General features: G+C 51.7%; 16 protein-coding genes and 2 pseudogenes. All 18 read right to left on the bottom strand.

Features of this window, described 5'->3' with window-relative positions; genetic code table 11:
* Nucleotides 1-236 precede the first annotated feature (236 nt).
* A pseudogene (locus APU11_RS19405) lies at nt 237-2276 on the bottom strand (DDE-type integrase/transposase/recombinase); the annotation flags it as partial.
* 146 nt (nt 2277-2422) lie between these two features.
* A complete protein-coding gene (locus APU11_RS19400) occupies nt 2423-3403 on the bottom strand; it encodes an IS5-like element IS5 family transposase (protein WP_000019402.1) in 981 nt (326 codons plus the stop codon).
* A gap of 69 nt (nt 3404-3472) precedes the next feature.
* Nucleotides 3473-3916 (bottom strand): annotated as a pseudogene (locus APU11_RS19395) (TnsA endonuclease N-terminal domain-containing protein); the annotation flags it as partial.
* Between the two features lie 158 nt (nt 3917-4074).
* Complete coding sequence (gene glmS, locus APU11_RS19390) at nt 4075-5904, bottom strand: glutamine--fructose-6-phosphate transaminase (isomerizing) (protein WP_020690250.1); 1830 nt, start codon at nt 5902-5904, stop codon at nt 4075-4077.
* A gap of 237 nt (nt 5905-6141) precedes the next feature.
* Nucleotides 6142-7512 carry a bifunctional UDP-N-acetylglucosamine diphosphorylase/glucosamine-1-phosphate N-acetyltransferase GlmU gene (gene glmU, locus APU11_RS19385; protein WP_045293067.1) on the bottom strand — a complete coding sequence of 457 codons (1371 nt, stop codon included), beginning with the start codon at nt 7510-7512 and terminating at the stop codon, nt 6142-6144.
* 137 nt (nt 7513-7649) lie between these two features.
* Complete coding sequence (locus APU11_RS19380) at nt 7650-8069, bottom strand: F0F1 ATP synthase subunit epsilon (RefSeq protein ID WP_006177560.1); 420 nt, start codon at nt 8067-8069, stop codon at nt 7650-7652.
* Nucleotides 8070-8089: 20 nt separating this feature from the next.
* The gene (gene atpD / locus APU11_RS19375; RefSeq protein ID WP_003862362.1) at nt 8090-9472 is read right to left on the bottom strand and encodes a F0F1 ATP synthase subunit beta; all 1383 of its coding nucleotides are present in this window, start codon (nt 9470-9472) and stop codon (nt 8090-8092) included.
* A gap of 31 nt (nt 9473-9503) precedes the next feature.
* Complete coding sequence (atpG, locus tag APU11_RS19370; RefSeq protein ID WP_003862364.1) at nt 9504-10367, bottom strand: F0F1 ATP synthase subunit gamma; 864 nt, start codon at nt 10365-10367, stop codon at nt 9504-9506.
* Nucleotides 10368-10418: 51 nt separating this feature from the next.
* Complete coding sequence (gene atpA, locus APU11_RS19365; RefSeq protein WP_003862367.1) at nt 10419-11960, bottom strand: F0F1 ATP synthase subunit alpha; 1542 nt, start codon at nt 11958-11960, stop codon at nt 10419-10421.
* A gap of 12 nt (nt 11961-11972) precedes the next feature.
* Complete coding sequence (atpH, locus tag APU11_RS19360; protein ID WP_013099407.1) at nt 11973-12506, bottom strand: F0F1 ATP synthase subunit delta; 534 nt, start codon at nt 12504-12506, stop codon at nt 11973-11975.
* Between the two features lie 14 nt (nt 12507-12520).
* Complete coding sequence (gene atpF / locus APU11_RS19355; protein WP_013099406.1) at nt 12521-12991, bottom strand: F0F1 ATP synthase subunit B; 471 nt, start codon at nt 12989-12991, stop codon at nt 12521-12523.
* Nucleotides 12992-13039: 48 nt separating this feature from the next.
* Entirely contained in the window at nt 13040-13279 is a 240-nt protein-coding gene (gene atpE / locus APU11_RS19350) for a F0F1 ATP synthase subunit C (protein WP_000429386.1), read from the bottom strand.
* A gap of 49 nt (nt 13280-13328) precedes the next feature.
* Complete coding sequence (gene atpB, locus APU11_RS19345) at nt 13329-14144, bottom strand: F0F1 ATP synthase subunit A (RefSeq protein WP_013099405.1); 816 nt, start codon at nt 14142-14144, stop codon at nt 13329-13331.
* An 8-nt stretch (nt 14145-14152) separates the two neighbouring features.
* On the bottom strand, nt 14153-14533 hold the full coding sequence (gene atpI, locus APU11_RS19340) for a F0F1 ATP synthase subunit I (RefSeq protein ID WP_008500194.1): 381 nt from the start codon (nt 14531-14533) through the stop codon (nt 14153-14155).
* Nucleotides 14534-15149: 616 nt separating this feature from the next.
* The gene (gene rsmG, locus APU11_RS19335) at nt 15150-15773 is read right to left on the bottom strand and encodes a 16S rRNA (guanine(527)-N(7))-methyltransferase RsmG (protein WP_013099403.1); all 624 of its coding nucleotides are present in this window, start codon (nt 15771-15773) and stop codon (nt 15150-15152) included.
* A gap of 107 nt (nt 15774-15880) precedes the next feature.
* Nucleotides 15881-17770 carry a tRNA uridine-5-carboxymethylaminomethyl(34) synthesis enzyme MnmG gene (gene mnmG, locus APU11_RS19330; protein WP_058650929.1) on the bottom strand — a complete coding sequence of 630 codons (1890 nt, stop codon included), beginning with the start codon at nt 17768-17770 and terminating at the stop codon, nt 15881-15883.
* A gap of 374 nt (nt 17771-18144) precedes the next feature.
* A complete protein-coding gene (mioC, locus tag APU11_RS19325) occupies nt 18145-18594 on the bottom strand; it encodes an FMN-binding protein MioC (protein WP_013099402.1) in 450 nt (149 codons plus the stop codon).
* Nucleotides 18595-18684: 90 nt separating this feature from the next.
* Nucleotides 18685-19143, bottom strand: a complete 459-nt coding sequence (gene asnC / locus APU11_RS19320; RefSeq protein WP_008500198.1) for a transcriptional regulator AsnC — start codon at nt 19141-19143, stop codon at nt 18685-18687.
* Nucleotides 19144-19216 lie beyond the last annotated feature (73 nt).

Raw genomic sequence — 19216 nt, 5'->3', positions numbered from 1 at the left:
CCTCGCACTCCACGCTGAATTATCAGACACCGTCTGAATTTGCAGCGGGCTGGAGAAAGGGTCATTCTGAGAATGAAGATTCCGACGTTACTAACTGAGTGTTGTATCTAATCGTGGGGGCAGGTCAGCAGCACTATTCACTGACTCTTGTAATGGTGGTAAGGCCTCGATAAAAGGATTATCACGATAAGCCTCTACCCCCGTATCACGATAAACTGCTTGAATCCGGGTAGCACTCATGACTCATCCTTTTCTGGTGGATCCTGAAATAATTCAGGCACGTATGTGGGTAGGCTGTAATCTTCTTGATCATCCGCTTCCACTGCGTTGAAAGGAATAACTTTAGCCTCATCACCTGAAGAGCTTGGCTTCAAATGCTCCGCACGTTTTTTACGCTCCGAGGTCACGGCTTCTTTTTTATTAGTTTTAATCTGCTTAATGCGTGTTGATTTGGGCTCAGTAGTACTGGGCGTTAACTTATTCGCTTTCTGAATGGTTTGCTGAATAAACGCCTCAAGCTCCCTGCGTTTAGTTAACTCATCCTGCTTCGCATTGGCTTTATTGTGTTTTTCTTGTGCTTGTATATCCCAAACCTCCCAAAATGAGAGACCTTTAAACTGCCGACTACGTTCCGTCAGATTACAGCGCCAAAATACACGGCTGCCAACTTGCGGAAACAAATAAATCGTATCAACCAGCACTGGGTCATAAGCCGCTTCTAAATGTTGAGGTCTAGCTATATCAGTGCTCCGCTGCAACCAACCCTCACGCAGAATCTCTGACCCCGAGTAATACAAACCCCACAAATTAACGCCAAATGAAGAAATAGAGACCTTTCGGCGAGGCAGTAACGCTACTCGCAACTGCTCTTGCTCCACAGCCCTTAAACTACCTGTACGATGCTGCATACCCCATTGCCATAGCTGGACAGGAATAGACGGTAAATCTGTAGGAAAATCAGCATCTCGATCGTATTTATCCATCACCAGATGGTTATTTCTGAATAAGATCGTACGCAAAATAATTTGTGTGAACTCAAATACCGACAGAGATGCATCTAACCTATAGTCTGTTTCACCATGGCTTTTGATCCGACTGCCCTCTACAATGCCAGGTGCAAAGGACTTAAACTCGGCTTGTAGTGTTCTAAAAGTGCTTTCCACTATGCCTTTAGCATCGCCACGTCTAGGTGGAGCACTTTCCACTCGCACATTAAAACTAGAAACTAAGGCTTCGACCTGATGACTCATTAATTCGCCACGGTCCGCTAGCAACACATCTGGCAAACCTACACACGGCCAGTCTGAGCTACTAATCTCAATATCATGCTGGGCACAAATGGCCGTTTTGTCAGAGCAAGCATTTACAAAAGCCTGCATCGCCACCACATAAGACGGATTTTCAAAGCCGATATAAAAGCCCGTGATCATCCGACTAAACACATCAATCACAATGTAAAGCGTTGGTCTTCCTATGATTTTTTGGCGATCATGATGATCCACTAAATAAATATCAGCAATCGTGGCATCAATCTCATAACGACTCCCAGGGCCTAACGCCTGAGAAGTGGCTGTACTACTTAAGGGTCGTACGTCTTTTTTATATACCCCTGCTTTAACTCTAGACTTTAAGCGCTGAGCTTTAGGGTATTCTCGATCATAAAAATAACGAAACTGACGTAGTGTTGGGTAATCCTCTTGGGGAATGCGAGGAAAATACTGAGCAAACAAGTCCACAAATCGTCTATAGGCAACGGTGGTCTTTGTACCTTTTTGATTTAACAGGTGCTTTTCTATGGTCAACCTAAAAAGGCGTTCAATCTCGGGCGTTACCTTGGTTCCTTCACCCTTACCATATTCTCTGGCTCGGCCAATCTTTGCTGTTCCTGTCGCTGAACGTCTTTCCCCTGGTGCACCGCTGTTTTTGTAGTCAGGAATTAATGCATTAGGCGTTTGACCACGCTGCCAGTAACGGCGTAACAACTTATAAACTGTAGCCTTAGTAACCTTATGTTCTTGGACCACATGCTCAACGAGTTCGCTTCTGACTTTAGGGTCGAAACGATCCTTACTATTAATAATAGGAAGAATTTTTCGATAATCCTCCTCGCGCTTCTGGAAGCTGACAGAATCTACAGACGGCTCTTCTAAATCAAGATGTACATAAGGGTCATCAGTTCTAACTAAGCGGCCTTCATCTAAATACTGCATTAGCAACAACTCAGCCCTAGCTTGTGGAACTCCTTTATCAGCGCTTATTTGCATCCAGACAACTTGGGAAGGTGCGAATAAGCGGGGAAATTCTTCTCGGCTGACTCAGTCATTTCATTTCTTCATGTTTGAGCCGATTTTTTCTCCCGTAAATGCCTTGAATCAGCCTATTTAGACCGTTTCTTCGCCATTTAAGGCGTTATCCCCAGTTTTTAGTGAGATCTCTCCCACTGACGTATCATTTGGTCCGCCCGAAACAGGTTGGCCAGCGTGAATAACATCGCCAGTTGGTTATCGTTTTTCAGCAACCCCTTGTATCTGGCTTTCACGAAGCCGAACTGTCGCTTGATGATGCGAAATGGGTGCTCCACCTTGGCCCGGATGCTGGCTTTCATGTATTCGATGTTGATGGCCGTTTTGTTCTTGCGTGGATGCTGTTTCAAGGTTCTTACCTTGCCGGGGCGCTCGGCGATCAGCCAGTCCACATCCACCTCGGCCAGCTCCTCGCGCTGTGGCGCCCCTTGGTAGCCGGCATCGGCTGAGACAAATTGCTCCTCTCCATGCAGCAGATTACCCAGCTGATTGAGGTCATGCTCGTTGGCCGCGGTGGTGACTAGGCTGTGGGTCAGGCCACTCTTGGCATCGACACCAATGTGGGCCTTCATGCCAAAGTGCCATTGATTGCCTTTCTTGGTCTGATGCATCTCCGGATCGCGTTGCTGCTCTTTGTTCTTGGTCGAGCTGGGTGCCTCAATGATGGTGGCATCGACCAAGGTGCCTTGAGTCATCATGACGCCTGCTTCGGCCAGCCAGCGATTGATGGTCTTGAACAATTGGCGGGCCAGTTGATGCTGCTCCAGCAGGTGGCGGAAATTCATGATGGTGGTGCGGTCAGGCAAGGCGCTATCCAGGGATAACCGGGCAAACAGACGCATGGAGGCGATTTCGTACAGAGCATCTTCCATCGCGCCATCGCTCAGGTTGTACCAATGCTGCATGCAGTGAATGCGTAGCATGGTTTCCAGCGGATAAGGTCGCCGGCCATTACCAGCCTTGGGGTAAAACGGCTCGATGACTTCCACCATGTTTTGCCATGGCAGAATCTGCTCCATGCGGGACAAGAAAATCTCTTTTCTGGTCTGACGGCGCTTACTGCTGAATTCACTGTCGGCGAAGGTAAGTTGATGACTCATGATGAACCCTGTTCCATGGCTCCAGATGACAAACATGATCTCATATCAGGGACTTGTTCGCACCTTCCCTAGTTCTAGTTTTTCTAAGGTACGCTCGTCTTGTAAGGCTGCTGCAGGTTTGACTTGAATAGCAAACTGCTCAAAAGGACCATCTTTGCAGTCCACTAAAAAATCAGTAGACATAACCTGATCTACACCACGAATAACAGGATGCTTAATACCACTATCTATTGCAATCTGCCTGGTATCACTAGGTAATAAGGGGAACTGCTCGCGTATATCTAGCACGCTGCTCTCCCACTCAAGACTGAGAAAAACAGCAAGCTCTAAGTCAGATAGCAAATGATGGACTCGTCCCGTCTTATGAGAATAAATACGGTGGGAACGACCTGAAGAAGGAACTTCTTGTACTGTTAGCCATGGAATATAGTCTTTACCATGCCCTTGGCCACGCCCCTCTTTAATACGACGGGCAATTTGCACTTCAGAAAATGAAGAGTTTGCTTTAGCCATAACAAAAGTCCAGTATGCTTTTTCACAGCATAACTGGACTGATTTCAGTTTACAACTATTCTGTCTAGTTTAAGACTTTATTGTCATAGTTTAGATCTATTTTGTTCAGTTTAAGACTTTATTGTCCGCCCACAACCCGAAGGTGGAGCCTGGAGGGATTATTCTACGGTGACCGATTTCGCCAGGTTACGCGGCTGGTCAACGTCGGTGCCTTTGATCAGCGCAACGTGGTAAGCCAGCAACTGCAGCGGCACGGTGTAGAAGATAGGGGCAATAACCTCTTCTACGTGCGGCATCTCGATGATGTGCATGTTGTCGCTGCTGGCAAAACCGGCGTCCTTATCAGCGAAGACGTACAGCACACCACCGCGGGCGCGAACTTCTTCAATGTTGGACTTCAGTTTTTCCAGCAGTTCGTTGTTAGGTGCCACAACGATAACTGGCATATCCGCGTCAATCAGCGCCAGCGGGCCGTGTTTCAGCTCGCCTGCCGCGTAGGCTTCAGCGTGGATGTAGGAGATCTCTTTCAGCTTCAGCGCGCCTTCCAGCGCAATAGGGTACTGGTCGCCACGGCCGAGGAACAGGGCGTGGTGCTTGTCAGAGAAATCTTCAGCCAGGGCTTCAATGCGCTTGTCCTGAGACAGCATCTGCTCAATACGGCTTGGCAGTGCCTGCAGACCATGAACGATGTCATGCTCAACAGAAGCATCCAGCCCTTTCAGACGCGCCAGTTTCGCCACCAGCATCAGCAGAACCGTCAGCTGCGTGGTAAACGCTTTGGTGGAGGCCACGCCGATTTCAGTGCCCGCTTTGGTCATCAGCGCCAGATCGGATTCACGCACCAGCGATGAGCCCGGCACGTTACAGATAGCCAGCGATCCCAGGTAACCCAGCTCTTTAGAGAGACGCAGCGCCGCCAGGGTATCTGCCGTTTCGCCAGACTGAGAAAGGGTGATCATCAGGCTGTTACGACGCACGGCGGATTTGCGGTAGCGGAATTCAGAGGCGATTTCCACATCGCACGGCACGCCAGCCAGCGACTCAAACCAGTAGCGAGAGACCATCCCGGAGTTGTAGGAGGTACCGCAGGCCACAATCTGAATGTGCTCAACCTTGCTGAGCAGCTCGTTTGCGTTGGCACCCAGTTCGCTCAGGTCCACTTCACCGTGGCTGATACGACCGGTCAGGGTGTTTTTGATGGCGTTTGGCTGCTCGTAAATCTCTTTCTGCATGTAGTGACGGTAAGCGCCTTTGTCGCCCGCGTCGTACTGCAGATTGGATTCAATTTCAGGGCGTTTCACCTGCTCGCCTTTGGTATCAAATACCGTCACGCTGCGGCGAGTCACTTCTGCGATATCACCCTCTTCCAGGAAGATAAAGCGGCGGGTGACCGGCAGGAGCGCCAGTTGGTCAGAAGCGATAAAGTTTTCGCCCATGCCCATACCGATAACCATTGGACTACCGGAACGCGCCGCCAGCAGGGTGGACGGATCGCGGGAGTCCATGATCACCGTACCGTACGCACCGCGCAGCTGTGGGATCGCGCGCAGCACCGCGTCACGTAACGTGCCGCCCTGTGCCAGCTCCCAGTGCACCAGGTGCGCAATCACTTCGGTATCGGTTTCAGAAACGAAGGTATAGCCGCGCGCTTTCAGTTCTTCGCGCAGCGGTTCGTGGTTTTCGATAATGCCGTTATGCACGACCACGATGTGTTCAGACACATGCGGGTGCGCGTTGCCTTCAGACGGTTCGCCGTGTGTCGCCCAGCGGGTATGCGCAATACCGGTACCACCGTGCAGCGGGTGTTCTTCCGCGGCCTGGGCCAGCATCTGCACTTTACCGAGGCGACGCAGACGGGTCATATGACCTTCTGCATCCACTACTGCCAGACCGGCAGAGTCGTAGCCACGGTATTCCAGACGACGTAAACCTTCGAGAAGGATTTCAGCAATATCACGCTGCGCAACTGCGCCAACAATTCCACACATAGTTAGATTTCCTGATTATGGCGTTATGCCATGCGTTGTCGCTGACCTGTATTTGCCCTTTCCGGGCACCCCGAGCCTTGTAGAGAGTGGGGTTATTGTTATGGGTACTGCTTGTGGGGGGAGGATTATATTATCCCCTCACCCCGGCCCTCTCCCCAAAGGGGCGAGGGAGAAAAACACCGCACCGAACGATCCCCTCTCCCTTTGGGGAGAGGGTTAGGGTGAGGGGTAAATCCGTTACTTCTTCTTCACAGGGCGTTTCCAGCCCTGCTTGTGCACCTGCGGCACACGGCTTAATACCAGTTCGTTATCGGCGATATCGCGCGTAACGGTTGTCCCGGCGGCAATCGTTACACCGTTACCCACGGTAACAGGCGCCACCAGCTGAGTGTCGGAGCCGACAAACACATCATCACCGATGATGGTTTTAAACTTATTCGCGCCGTCATAGTTGCAGGTAATCGTTCCTGCGCCAATATTCACGTTGTCGCCAATTTCCGCATCGCCCAGATAGGTCAAATGACCGGCTTTAGAGCCTTTACCCAGACGCGCTTTTTTCATCTCAACGAAGTTTCCAACATGTGAGCCTTCCAGCAGCTCAGCCCCCGGGCGCAGACGCGCGAACGGCCCAATAGTGCACGCTGCGTCAAGACGGGCATCTTCCACCACGCTGTATGGGCTAATTTCGCAATCATCACCGATGATGCTGTTTTTGATCACACAGCCCGCACCAATTTTGACGCGGTTACCCAGCGTGACGTTACCTTCCAGGATAACGTTAGTATCAATTTCAACGTCGCGCCCGTGCGTTAACGTTCCACGCAGATCGAAACGCGCCGGATCGCGCAACATCACGCCGGCCAGCAGCAGTTTTTCGGCCTGTTCGGACTGATAAACACGCTCCAGACGGGAAAGCTGAAGGCGGTTATTCACCCCTTCGGTTTCGCTGATACGCGCCGGGTGAACCGCCGCAATCTCACGCCCTTCCTGGTACGCCATCGCAATGATGTCGGTGATGTAGTATTCACCCTGCGCGTTGTTGTTGTTGAGCTTAGACAGCCAGCGCTTCATGTCCGCGCCGTTAGCCATCAGGATACCGGTGTTGATCTCCTGAATCTGGCGCTGTGCTTCGCTGGCGTCTTTATGTTCAACGATACCCGTGACGTTGCCGTTTTCACGGGTGATGCGGCCGTAGCCGGTCGGATCGTCCAGCACGACGGTTAATAAACCGATACCGCCCTGCGGTTTGGCTTCACGCAGGCGAGTCAATGTGTCGATGGAGATCAGCGGAACATCGCCGTAGAGCATCAGAATGTCTTCGTCATCGGCAAAGAACGGTGCTGCCTGCTGCATTGCGTGGCCGGTTCCCAGCTGTTCAGCCTGAAGCACCCAGTTGAGCTTGTCATCGCTCAGCGTTTTTTTAAGCAGATCGCCGCCGTGGCCATAGACCAGGTGAACCTGGCGAGCGCCCAATTCATTTGCTGCATCAATAACATGCTGCACCATTGGCTTTCCTGCCAGTGTATGAAGCACTTTAGGCAGATCGGAATACATGCGGGTACCTTTGCCTGCGGCAAGGATCACCACGCTCATCGCACTGTTTGACATACGCATCCTGACGGTAGTTTGAGTGAGAAGTAAAAACGTTTGGTGCTTAAAATTCTACATCTTTTTCGTCATGAATTAAGGACGAAAAAAAAGCCAGCCTGGTATCCAGACTGGCTTTTGTGCTTTTCAAGCCGGTGTTACATCGCTTTTTTGGTCAACTCGATAACGCGCAGTTTGGCGATCGCTTTGGCCAGCTCCGCAGACGCCTGAGCGTAATCCACGTCACCATGAGAGCTGCTAATGTGCTCTTCAGCCTTACGCTTCGATTCCAGGGCTCGCGCTTCGTCGAGATCCTGGCCACGAATAGCGGTATCGGCCAGAACGGTCACACTGCCAGGCTGCACTTCAAGAATGCCGCCGGACAGATAGATAAACTCTTCGTGACCGAACTGTTTAACGATGCGGATCATACCAGGCTTAATGGCGGTGAGCAGCGGTGCGTGACCCGGGAAGATACCCAGTTCACCTTCACTACCCGTTACCTGGATTTTCTCGACCAGACCAGAGAACATTTGTTGCTCTGCGCTGACGACGTCCAGGTGGTAAGTCATTGCCATATCACCCTCCGATTAAGGCGTTAAAGTTTTTTGGCTTTTTCCACAGCTTCTTCGATGGAACCAACCATGTAGAACGCCTGCTCTGGCAGGTGATCGTATTCGCCTTCCATGATGCCTTTAAAGCCACGGATGGTGTCTTTCAGGGAAACGTATTTACCTGGAGAACCGGTGAATACTTCCGCAACGAAGAACGGCTGGGACAGGAAGCGCTGGATCTTACGCGCACGTGCTACCACCAGTTTGTCTTCTTCAGACAGTTCATCCATACCCAGGATGGCGATGATGTCTTTCAGTTCCTGGTAACGCTGCAGCAGGGACTGTACGCCACGCGCGGTGTCGTAGTGTTCCTGACCAACAACCAGTGGATCCAGCTGACGGCTGGTGGAGTCCAGCGGGTCAACGGCCGGGTAGATACCCAGAGACGCGATCTGACGGCTCAGTACCACGGTTGCATCTAAGTGCGCAAAGGTGGTTGCTGGTGATGGGTCAGTCAAGTCATCCGCAGGTACGTATACCGCCTGAACGGAGGTGATAGAACCGGTTTTGGTAGAGGTGATACGTTCCTGAAGAACACCCATCTCTTCCGCCAGCGTAGGCTGATAACCTACCGCTGAAGGCATACGACCCAGCAGTGCAGATACTTCCGTACCGGCCAGGGTGTAACGGTAGATGTTATCAACGAACAGCAGAACGTCACGGCCTTCGTCACGGAACTTCTCTGCCATCGTCAGACCAGTCAGCGCAACGCGCAGACGGTTTCCTGGTGGCTCGTTCATCTGGCCGTAAACCAGGGATACTTTGTCCAGAACGTTGGAGTCGGTCATTTCGTGGTAGAAGTCGTTACCCTCACGAGTACGTTCACCTACGCCCGCAAATACGGAGTAACCGGAGTGCTCGATCGCGATGTTACGGATCAGCTCCATCATGTTTACGGTTTTACCTACACCCGCACCACCGAACAGACCAACTTTACCGCCCTTCGCAAACGGACACATCAGGTCGATAACTTTGATACCGGTTTCCAGCAGTTCCTGAGAGCTGGACAGCTCTTCGTAGGAAGGTGCCGCGCGGTGGATAGCCCAACGCTCTTCTTCACCGATGTCGCCTTTCATGTCGATTGGCTGACCCAATACGTTCATGATACGACCCAGTGTTGCTTTACCTACCGGGACTTCGATCGGGTGCTCAAGGTCTTTAACTTCCAGACCACGACGCAGACCGTCGGAAGAACCCATCGCGATGGTACGCACGATACCGCCGCCGAGCTGCTGCTGAACTTCCAGCACCAGGCTCTCGTTACCATTCTGTACCTCAAGCGCGTCGTACACGCGTGGTACGGCGTCCTGAGGGAACTCGACGTCCACCACGGCGCCGATTACCTGGACAATCTTTCCAGTAGCCATCTTGAATCCTCTACGTAATTCGTAAACCTGGTTAAACCGCGGCGGCCCCCGAGACGATCTCGGTGAGTTCCTGAGTAATGCTGGCCTGACGAGCTTTGTTGTAAACCAACTGCAGCTCTTTAATCAGGCTGCCGCCATTATCGGTCGCGGCTTTCATCGCCACCATTCGTGCGGCCTGCTCGCTGGCCAGGTTTTCTACAACGCCCTGATAAACCTGAGATTCAACGTAACGACGCAGCAGGGTATCCAGCAGCGGTTTCGGATCGGGTTCATACAGGTAATCCCAGGCTTTCTGTTTCAGCTCGTCATCTTCTGAAGCCGGTAAAGGCAGCATCTGAGTGAGCGTTGGCACCTGAGACATGGTGTTAATAAATTTGTTGCTGACAACGTACAGTCTGTCCAGACGGCCTTCATCATAGGCCTGCAACATCACTTTAACCGGGCCGATCAGTTCGGACAGGGACGGGTTATCACCCATACCGGTCACCTGAGCGACAATGTTGCCACCAACGGAGTTAAAGAAAGAGACGCCTTTAGAGCCGATCAATGCGAGGTCGCACTGAACGCCTTTATCGGACCAGCCTTTCATATCCGCCAGCAGTTTTTTGAACAGGTTAATGTTCAAGCCGCCACACAGACCACGGTCGGTCGACACCACCAGGTAGCCCACGCGCTTAACGTCGCGTTCTTCCAGGTAAGGGTGCTTATATTCCAGATTACCGTTTGCAAGGTGACCAATCACTTTGCGCATGGTTTCTGCATAAGGACGGCTGGCCGCCATGCGATCCTGCGATTTACGCATTTTGGAAGCGGCGACCATCTCCATCGCTTTAGTGATCTTTTGCGTGTTCTGGACGCTTGCGATCTTACTACGTATCTCTTTTGCGCCGGCCATGAGCTTCTCCTCAATGCCAGGCGGCTTGTCCTGAGACAAGCCGCCGGACGATTACCAGGATTGGGTTGCTTTGAAGGAATCGAGGATAGCTTTCAGCTTGCCTTCGATTTCGTCGTTATAGCCACCGGTCTGGTTGATCTCTTGCATCAGCGGAGCGTGATCACGGTCGACGTAAGCCAGCAGAGCGGCTTCGAAGCTACCGATTTTCGCCAGTTCCACATCTTCGAGGTAACCGCGTTCAGCCGCGAACAGTACCAGGCCCTGCTGAGCAACAGACATTGGTGCGTACTGTTTCTGCTTCAGCAGCTCGGTCACTTTCTGACCGTGGCTCAGCTGTTTACGGGTTGCTTCGTCCAGATCGGATGCGAACTGAGAGAACGCAGCCAGTTCACGATACTGTGCCAGCGCGGTACGGATACCACCGGACAGTTTCTTGATGATCTTGGTCTGAGCAGCACCACCTACACGGGATACGGAGATACCCGGGTTAACCGCCGGACGAATACCGGAGTTAAACAGGTTGGTTTCCAGGAAGATCTGACCATCGGTAATGGAGATTACGTTGGTCGGAACGAACGCAGAAACGTCACCCGCCTGGGTTTCAATGATCGGCAGCGCGGTCAGAGAGCCCGTTTTACCCTTCACTTCACCTTTGGTGAAGTTCTCGACGTATTCCGCGTTAACGCGGGAAGCACGCTCCAGCAGACGAGAGTGGAGGTAGAATACGTCGCCAGGGAACGCTTCACGTCCTGGTGGACGACGGAGCAGCAGGGAAACCTGACGATAAGCAACAGCCTGTTTAGACAGGTCATCGTATACGATCAGTGCATCTTCACCGCGGTCACGGAAGTATTCACCCATTGCACAACCGGCGTATGGCGCCAGGTATTGCAGTGCAGCAGATTCAGAAGCGGTAGCCACAACAACGATGGTGTTAGACAGCGCGCCGTGCTCTTCCAGTTTACGAACCACGTTAGAAATGGTGGACGCTTTCTGGCCGATAGCCACGTACACACATTTGATGCCGGAGTCACGCTGGTTGATGATGGCATCGATAGCCATCGCGGTTTTACCGGTCTGACGGTCACCGATGATCAGTTCACGCTGACCACGACCGATTGGGATCATGGCATCAACGGACTTATAACCCGTCTGAACAGGCTGATCTACGGACTGACGGTCGATAACGCCCGGTGCGATAACTTCGATTGGAGAGAAGCCATCGTGCTCAACCGGACCTTTACCGTCGATTGGTGCACCCAGGGTGTTAACAACACGACCCAGCAGGCCACGGCCAACCGGAACTTCCAGAATACGGCCAGTACACTTAACCTTCATGCCTTCGGCGAGGTCAGCGTATGGACCCATCACAACTGCACCTACGGAGTCGCGCTCCAGGTTCAGTGCGATAGCGTAACGGTTACCCGGCAGGGAAATCATCTCACCCTGCATACAATCGGCCAGGCCGTGGATGCGGATAACACCGTCACTTACAGAAACAATAGTACCTTCGTTATGAGCTTCGCTCACAACATTGAACTGAGCAATGCGCTGCTTGATCAGTTCGCTGATTTCGGTGGAATTCAGTTGCATGCTCCAGTCCCCTTAAGACTGCAAGACGTCTGCAAGGCGCTCAAGACGGCCGCGTACGCTGCCATCAATGACCATATCACCCGAGCGGATGATTACGCCTGCCATTACAGACTTATCGATTTTGCAATTCAGCTTAACTTTGCGTGACAGACGTTTTTCCATCGCGGCGGTAATTTTCGCAAGCTGTTCATGACTCAGTTCAGTCGCAGAAGTTACTTCAACTTCAGCAGTAGCTTCACTAAGGGCACGTAAGTGCTCAAACTGCTCGAGAACATCCGGGAGCACACGGAGACGACCATTTTCTGCCATTACCTTAATCAGGTTCTGGCCGTTGGCATCCAGTTGCTCTCCGCACACGGCGATGAACGACGCGGCGAGGGTTTCAGGTGCTAATGCACCAGAAAGCAACTCGGCCATTTGTTCGTTTTTCGTCACCTCAGCGGCAAACGCCAGCATATTCTGCCAGCGATCGACATTTTGGTGTTCGACAGCAAAGTCAAAAGCTGCTTTGGCGTAGGGGCGAGCTACCGTAACAAATTCAGACATCAGCCCCTCCCTCCTTACAGTTCAGCGACAAGTTTGTCCACGATGTCGCTGTTAGCAGCTTCATCCACGGAACGTTCGATGATCTTCTCGGCGCCAGCAACAGCCAGAATCGCAACCTGCTTACGCAGTTCTTCACGAGCACGTTTACGCTCAGCTTCAATTTCAGCCTGAGCCTGTGTCACGATCTTAGTACGTTCCTGTTCTGCTTCAGCTTTGGCTTCGTCCAGGATCTGAGAACGGCGTTTGTTAGCCTGTTCGATGATTACCTGAGCTTCCGCTTTCGCTTTTTTCAGCTGGTCTGTCGCGTTGGCCTGTGCAAGGTCCAAATCTTTCTTTGCACGTTCTGCAGAAGCCAGACCGTCAGCAATTTCTTTCTGACGTTTTTCGATGGCAGCCATTAAAGGCGGCCATACATACTTCATGCAGAACCAGACAAAGATAATAAACGCGATGGCCTGGCCGAGGATTGTTGCGTTCATGTTCACAGCACAATACCTCTTAAATTTCTGTGGCTTGGGGTTTTAAAACAACTACTACGCGACAGCAAACATCACGTACAGACCCAGACCTACAGCGATCATTGGGATAGCATCCACCAGACCCATAACGATAAAGAACTGAGTACGCAGCAGAGGAATCAGATCAGGTTGACGCGCAGCGCCTTCCAGGAATTTGCCCCCGAGGATGCCGATACCGATCGCAGCACCGATAGCCGCCAGACCCATCATCACAGCGGCAGCCATGTACAGCAGATCCATATTCAGGTTTTCCATGACAGTCTCCAGTTTGTTTCAATTAAAACGTAGTAGTGTTGGTAAAAAATCAGTGCTCTTCAGACGCCATCGACAGATAGACGATCGTCAGAACCATGAAGATAAAGGCTTGCAGCGTAATGATCAGGATGTGGAAAATGGCCCACGGCACATTCAGAACCCACTGTGACCACCACGGCAGAAGACCCGCGATCAGAATGAAAATCAGCTCACCCGCATACATGTTGCCGAACAGTCGCAGACCCAGTGAAACAGGTTTGGACAGCAGGCTAACGCCTTCCAGGATCAGGTTGACCGGAATAAACGCCCAGTGGTTGAACGGCTGCAAGGTAAGCTCTTTCACAAAGCCGCTTACGCCTTTCATTTTGATGCTGTAGAAAAGAATCAGGATAAACACGCCCAGCGCCATCGACAGGGTGATGTTCACGTCAGCAGACGGAACCACGCGCAGAGCAGGCAGACCGAAGACATGCTCGCCAATCCACGGCAGGAAATCGATAGGCAGAAGGTCCATCAGGTTCATCAGGAAGACCCACACGAACACGGTCAGTGCCAGTGGCGCAATCAGCTTGCTCTTACCATGGTACATGTCTTTCACGCTGCCATGGACGAAGCCGATGATCATCTCAACGAACGTCTGGAATTTCCCTGGAACACCGCTGGTCGCCTTTTTAGCAACACCGCGGAACATGGCCAGGAACAGAAGACCCAAAACCACCGAGAAGAACATGGAGTCGATGTTGATCGTCCAGAAGGTGGCCGGGGGGTTATGCGGATCCACCAGCGAGAATGTACGCAGGTCCAGCTGAAGGTTATTCAGATGGTGACCTATGTAATCCTGCGGCGTCATATTTTCTGAAGCCATGATGCCTTTTACCCTTTGTTATTGATTACAGCTGGAGCCAGAACTTGTACCACCAGCACCAAAACCCACGTAGCTATCAGCGGCATGAATACCACTTTCAAAACCGCCAGCGCCATCACCAGTAGAGCAAAGGTCAGCAACACCTTACACACTTCGCCGAGGGCGAAGGACCAGGCCACGCGGCCTTTGGCAGGTGTATGCGCCTGATGACGCCAGGCAAAAATCATAAACAACACGTTTGGCAGCACAACCGCCAAACCCCCGCACACTGCGGAGATGCCCCAGAAGGGGTCTTTGAGGCTAAACAGCAGTCCACTTGCTATCACAGCCAGAAACTGAATGAACAGAAGCTTACGAGCAACGTTTCTACTCAAGAGCGACACAGACATCACGTTTTTACTCCTGCTCCCTTCGAGGTATGCCGCGTGTCGTATAAAACGTCCTTTAAGGCTCAGAGTCAAGCATCAAAAAGCGGTCAAATTATACGGTGCGCACCCGTGATTTCAAACATTAAGTAGCGAAAAGGTGAATAAATGTTTAAATATTTTTCCCCGCCGCTATTTTTCAACTTTTGATGAAAGCCCCGACCTTCGAGCAAAACTGCAAACAGCGCGAAAACGTTGACTACAAAGCGTGCACGAGATCACAAAATACACATTTGCGATAAGGTTGTATTTATCAAACTCGTAAATCGCTTAATTTCATCTTTCTGAAATTAAAGATAAAATGTCGCAACTATTTTCAAAACAGCCCCGTATACAATAAAAACCTTTTATTGACATTCTTAATAAATATTTAACATTGCATTCTGGTTGCTGCTTTCCACTTTTAGCAGGCTGATATTTTCGTGGTTGATTATCTTCAGGGTGAACAATGGTGAGGAAGTTAACCATTAGAAAACCCTTAGTAAAAACACGGTTAAATTCTCTCCGGCAAAATCCGTTGTGTTGTGCTGTTTTTTAACACTGACAGAACAGCACAAATTCCACATTTTTTATTAATTTTTTAAAAATTGTTTGGCTTAATTATCACCAGATGACGTTCGCCTTCGAGCTGAGGAATCTGTAATTTCTCAATGGACTCGACAGCAAAACCGTCCGGAAGCTGTTCAATTTCATCGCCGGGCAACTGCCCTTTCAGCGCATAAAAACGGCCATTCTCTGCCGGTAAGTGCTTACACCAGCTCACCATGTCATTAAGCGAAGCAAACGCACGGCTGATAACCCCGTCGAACGGTGGCTCTGCCGGAAACTCCTCTACCCTGCTTTGCACAGGCGTGATGTTCTCAAGCTTCAGCTCATGCTGTACCTGGCGCAAAAAACGCACGCGCTTGCCAAGGCTATCCAGCAGCGTGAAATGGCTTTCCGGGCGGACAATTGACAGGGGAATACCCGGCAGGCCAGGACCCGTGCCCACATCGATAAAGCGCTCACCGTTCAGGTACGGCGCAACCACAATGCTATCGAGAATATGGCGAATCAGCATCTCGTTGGGGTCGCGTACGGAGGTGAGGTTGTACGCTTTATTCCATTTGTTCAGCATATCGACATAGGCCACCAGCTGATTTTTCTGGTGATCGGTGAGCGAAATACCTGCCTGATCCAGCAGACGAGAGAGTTTATTGAGCACGGTGAATACCTGTTGAGAGACTTAAGTGGCGGGTGGCGCTTCGCTAACCCGCCCTACGGAGTTCTGTAGGCCCGGTAAGCGCAGCGCCACCGGGCGAATTACACATATTACGCGCTGCGGCGCAGCATGCCCTGCTTTTTCAGCCACACCAGCAGAATCGAAATCGCTGCAGGGGTAACGCCCGAGATGCGGGAGGCCTGGCCGATCGACACCGGTTTGTGATCGTTCAGCTTGGCGATCACCTCGTTGGACAGCCCCGTCACCTGACGATAGTCCAGCATTTCCGGCAGCAGCGTGTTTTCGTTACGCTGCTGCTTTTCGATCTCATCCTGCTGACGCGCGATGTAACCTTCGTATTTCACCTGGATCTCAACCTGCTCTGCCGCTTCAGCGTCTTCAAGACCCGGGGCAAAGGCGGTGAGTTTCACCAGATTCTCATAGGTCACTTCCGGGCGACGCAGCAGATCTTCACCGCTGGCTTCGCGCGAGAGCGGCGCAGTTAAGTGAGCGTTCACTTCCGCAGCGGTTTCAGCCTGCGGATTAACCCAGGTCGTTTTCAGGCGCTGACGTTCCTGCTCAATGCGCTCCAGTTTCTCGTTGAAGCGCGCCCAGCGTTCGTCATCCACCAGACCCAGCTCACGACCCATTTCGGTCAGACGCAGGTCGGCGTTATCTTCGCGCAGCATCAGGCGATATTCCGCGCGAGAGGTAAACATACGGTACGGTTCTTTGGTGCCCAGCGTGCAGAGATCGTCGACCAGCACGCCCAGATAAGCCTGAGAACGCGCCGGAGCCCAGCCCTCTTTCTCGGCAGAGAAACGGGCGGCGTTCAGACCGGCCAGCAGGCCCTGTGCAGCAGCTTCTTCGTAACCGGTGGTGCCGTTAATCTGACCTGCGAAGAACAGACCGTGGATGAATTTGCTCTCCAGAGTTGGCTTCAGGTCACGCGGATCGAAGAAATCGTACTCAATAGCGTAGCCAGGGCGAACGATTTTCGCATTCTCCATCCCCTGCATTGAGCGAACAATTTGAATCTGCACATCGAACGGCAGGCTGGTGGAGATGCCGTTCGGATAGATTTCGTTCGAGGTCAGCCCTTCTGGCTCCAGGAAGATCTGGTGCTGGTTACGATCGGCAAAGCGCATGACTTTGTCTTCGATCGACGGGCAATAGCGTGGGCCGATCCCTTCGATCACGCCGGCGTACATTGGGCTGCGATCGAGGTTATTGCGGATCACGTCATGGGTTTTTTCGTTGGTATGCGTGATATAGCACGGTACCTGCTGCGGATGCTGCGCTGCATTGCCCATGAACGAGAAGACCGGCATTGGGTTATCGCCGTGCTGTTGTGCCAGCACGCTGAAATCAATGGTGCGCGCATCAATACGCGGTGGAGTACCGGTTTTCAGACGGCTGACACGCAGCGGCAGTTCACGCAGACGGCGTGACAGTGGGATAGATGGCGGATCGCCAGCACGTCCACCGCTGTAATTATCCAGACCGATATGGATCTTACCGTCCAGGAATGTCCCGACGGTCAGAACAACCGCTTTGGCGCGGAATTTGAGCCCCATCTGGGTAACTGCGCCAACGACACGATCGTTCTCCACGATAAGATCTTCCACTGCCTGCTGGAAGATCATCAGGTTCGGCTGGTTCTCCAGGGCGGTACGCACCGCCTGACGATAAAGCACGCGGTCTGCCTGAGCGCGGGTCGCACGGACAGCGGGGCCTTTACTGGCGTTTAGTATCCTAAACTGAATGCCTGCGTGATCGATCGCTTTCGCCATCAGGCCGCCAAGTGCATCCACTTCTTTTACCAGGTGTCCTTTCCCAATGCCGCCAATCGCCGGATTACAGGACATTTGTCCCAGCGTGTCGATATTGTGTGTCAAAAGCAGGGTCTGCTGACCCATTCGCGCTGCGGCCATTGCGGCCTCAGTGCCTGCGTGACCCCCGCCAATGATGATGACGTCAAAAGGATCCTGATAAAACATGGTGGTCTGCCTCGCGTAAAGCGGTATGAAAATGGATTGAAGCCCGGGCCGTGGATTCTACTCAACTTTAGTCTTTCGAGAAAGCATTGGGATCCTGGGCTATTAAAAAGAAGATCTTTTTATTTAGAGATCTGTTCTATTGTGATCTCTTATTAGGATCGCGGACCTTTGTGGATAAGTCCGATCTCATAAAGAAGATCATGGGGTTAGAAAGGATCGTTTGCTGTGAATGATCGGTGATCCTGGCCCGTATAAGCTGGGATCAGATCGCGACTTTATACACAGGGCAAAAACGACTTCAACGTTGTTCTTTGGATAACTACTGCTTAATACGAGCTTTTAACCAGAGTTATCCACATCTGTTCGCGCGATCTTTAATCGTTTTTGAGTAAATTTTTCCATTCACCCAGCCAGATCTCAGCCGGATCCTCCGGAATATCATGATCGAGGATGTTGATCTTCAGCGTTTCACCCACCTGTTTAGCTCCGCAGGCGGTGACAGCGGCTTCCACTTTCTCTATAGCACCGCAGAAGGTGTCATATTCACGGCTGCCAATACCCACTGCGCCAAAACGCACGTTTGACAGGTCTGGCTGCTGTTCCTGCAGTTCGTCATATAAAGGTTGCAGGTTATCCGGAAGATCGCCTGCGCCATGCGTGGAGGTGATCACCAGCCAGACCCCATCAGTCGGGAGATCTTCAAGCAAAGGCCCGTGCAGCGTTTGTGTGGAAAATCCCGCATCCTCCAGCTTCTCAGCCAGATGTTCCGCTACATATTCCGCGCCGCCAAGGGTGCTGCCACTGATAAGGGTAATGTCCGCCATTGATCGCTCGCTCAGATAAAGAGGGGGCCATTGTACGCTGTGAACGGGCTGGGATCTACCTGTGGAAAATGTGGGTATGGATTTGCCCGATCAGGGGCGAATGGTACGCATGATCGGGTTTTGCAGGGAGATCAACGTCTCGGTGGACTGAATTTCATCGATTGTTTGGATCTTGTTGATAAGTACCTGCTGCAGGGCATCTATGGATCGACACATCACCTTGATAAAGATGCTGTAGTGGCCGGTGGTGTAGTACGCCTCTGTGACTTCATCGAGCGCGTTCAGCTTCGCCAGCGCGGAAGGATAATCTTTTGCGCTTTTAAGAATAATGCCAATAAAGCAGCAGACGTCATAGCCCAGCTGTTTTGGGCTGACATCGATACGTGCCCCGGTAATGATCCCCGCCTGTTTCATCTTCTCTACACGAACGTGAATCGTCCCCGGGCTGACGCCAAACTGCTTCGCCAGTTCGGCATAGGCGGTACGGGCATTGGCCATTAACGCCTCCAGGATGCCGCGGTCCAGATTATCGATCTGATAATTTTCCATAGCTTTTTCTTATGAAGATTAATGAATCACTCTATTCTAGCGTTAAATTTTAACGAATCAAAAGTGAAGGTGG

Source organism: Enterobacter sp. 50793107 (assembly GCF_001463365.1).
GTDB lineage: Bacteria > Pseudomonadota > Gammaproteobacteria > Enterobacterales > Enterobacteriaceae > Enterobacter > Enterobacter cloacae.
Note: the sequence above shows the minus strand (reverse complement) of the source record. Positions and strands in the feature narration are given on the sequence as shown.

Coding starts and splice junctions, on each gene's coding strand:
- mnmG (WP_058650929.1), bottom strand. CDS start 17,770: ATGTTTTATCAGGATCCTTTTGACGTCATCATCATTGGCGGGGGTCAC.
- atpH (WP_013099407.1), bottom strand. CDS start 12,506: ATGTCTGAATTTGTTACGGTAGCTCGCCCCTACGCCAAAGCAGCTTTT.
- atpA (WP_003862367.1), bottom strand. CDS start 11,960: ATGCAACTGAATTCCACCGAAATCAGCGAACTGATCAAGCAGCGCATT.
- atpG (WP_003862364.1), bottom strand. CDS start 10,367: ATGGCCGGCGCAAAAGAGATACGTAGTAAGATCGCAAGCGTCCAGAAC.
- atpD (WP_003862362.1), bottom strand. CDS start 9,472: ATGGCTACTGGAAAGATTGTCCAGGTAATCGGCGCCGTGGTGGACGTC.
- mioC (WP_013099402.1), bottom strand. CDS start 18,594: ATGGCGGACATTACCCTTATCAGTGGCAGCACCCTTGGCGGCGCGGAA.
- APU11_RS19400 (WP_000019402.1), bottom strand. CDS start 3,403: ATGAGTCATCAACTTACCTTCGCCGACAGTGAATTCAGCAGTAAGCGC.
- atpI (WP_008500194.1), bottom strand. CDS start 14,533: ATGTCTGTGTCGCTCTTGAGTAGAAACGTTGCTCGTAAGCTTCTGTTC.
- glmS (WP_020690250.1), bottom strand. CDS start 5,904: ATGTGTGGAATTGTTGGCGCAGTTGCGCAGCGTGATATTGCTGAAATC.
- atpB (WP_013099405.1), bottom strand. CDS start 14,144: ATGGCTTCAGAAAATATGACGCCGCAGGATTACATAGGTCACCATCTG.
- asnC (WP_008500198.1), bottom strand. CDS start 19,143: ATGGAAAATTATCAGATCGATAATCTGGACCGCGGCATCCTGGAGGCG.
- atpE (WP_000429386.1), bottom strand. CDS start 13,279: ATGGAAAACCTGAATATGGATCTGCTGTACATGGCTGCCGCTGTGATG.
- APU11_RS19380 (WP_006177560.1), bottom strand. CDS start 8,069: ATGGCAATGACTTACCACCTGGACGTCGTCAGCGCAGAGCAACAAATG.
- glmU (WP_045293067.1), bottom strand. CDS start 7,512: ATGTCAAACAGTGCGATGAGCGTGGTGATCCTTGCCGCAGGCAAAGGT.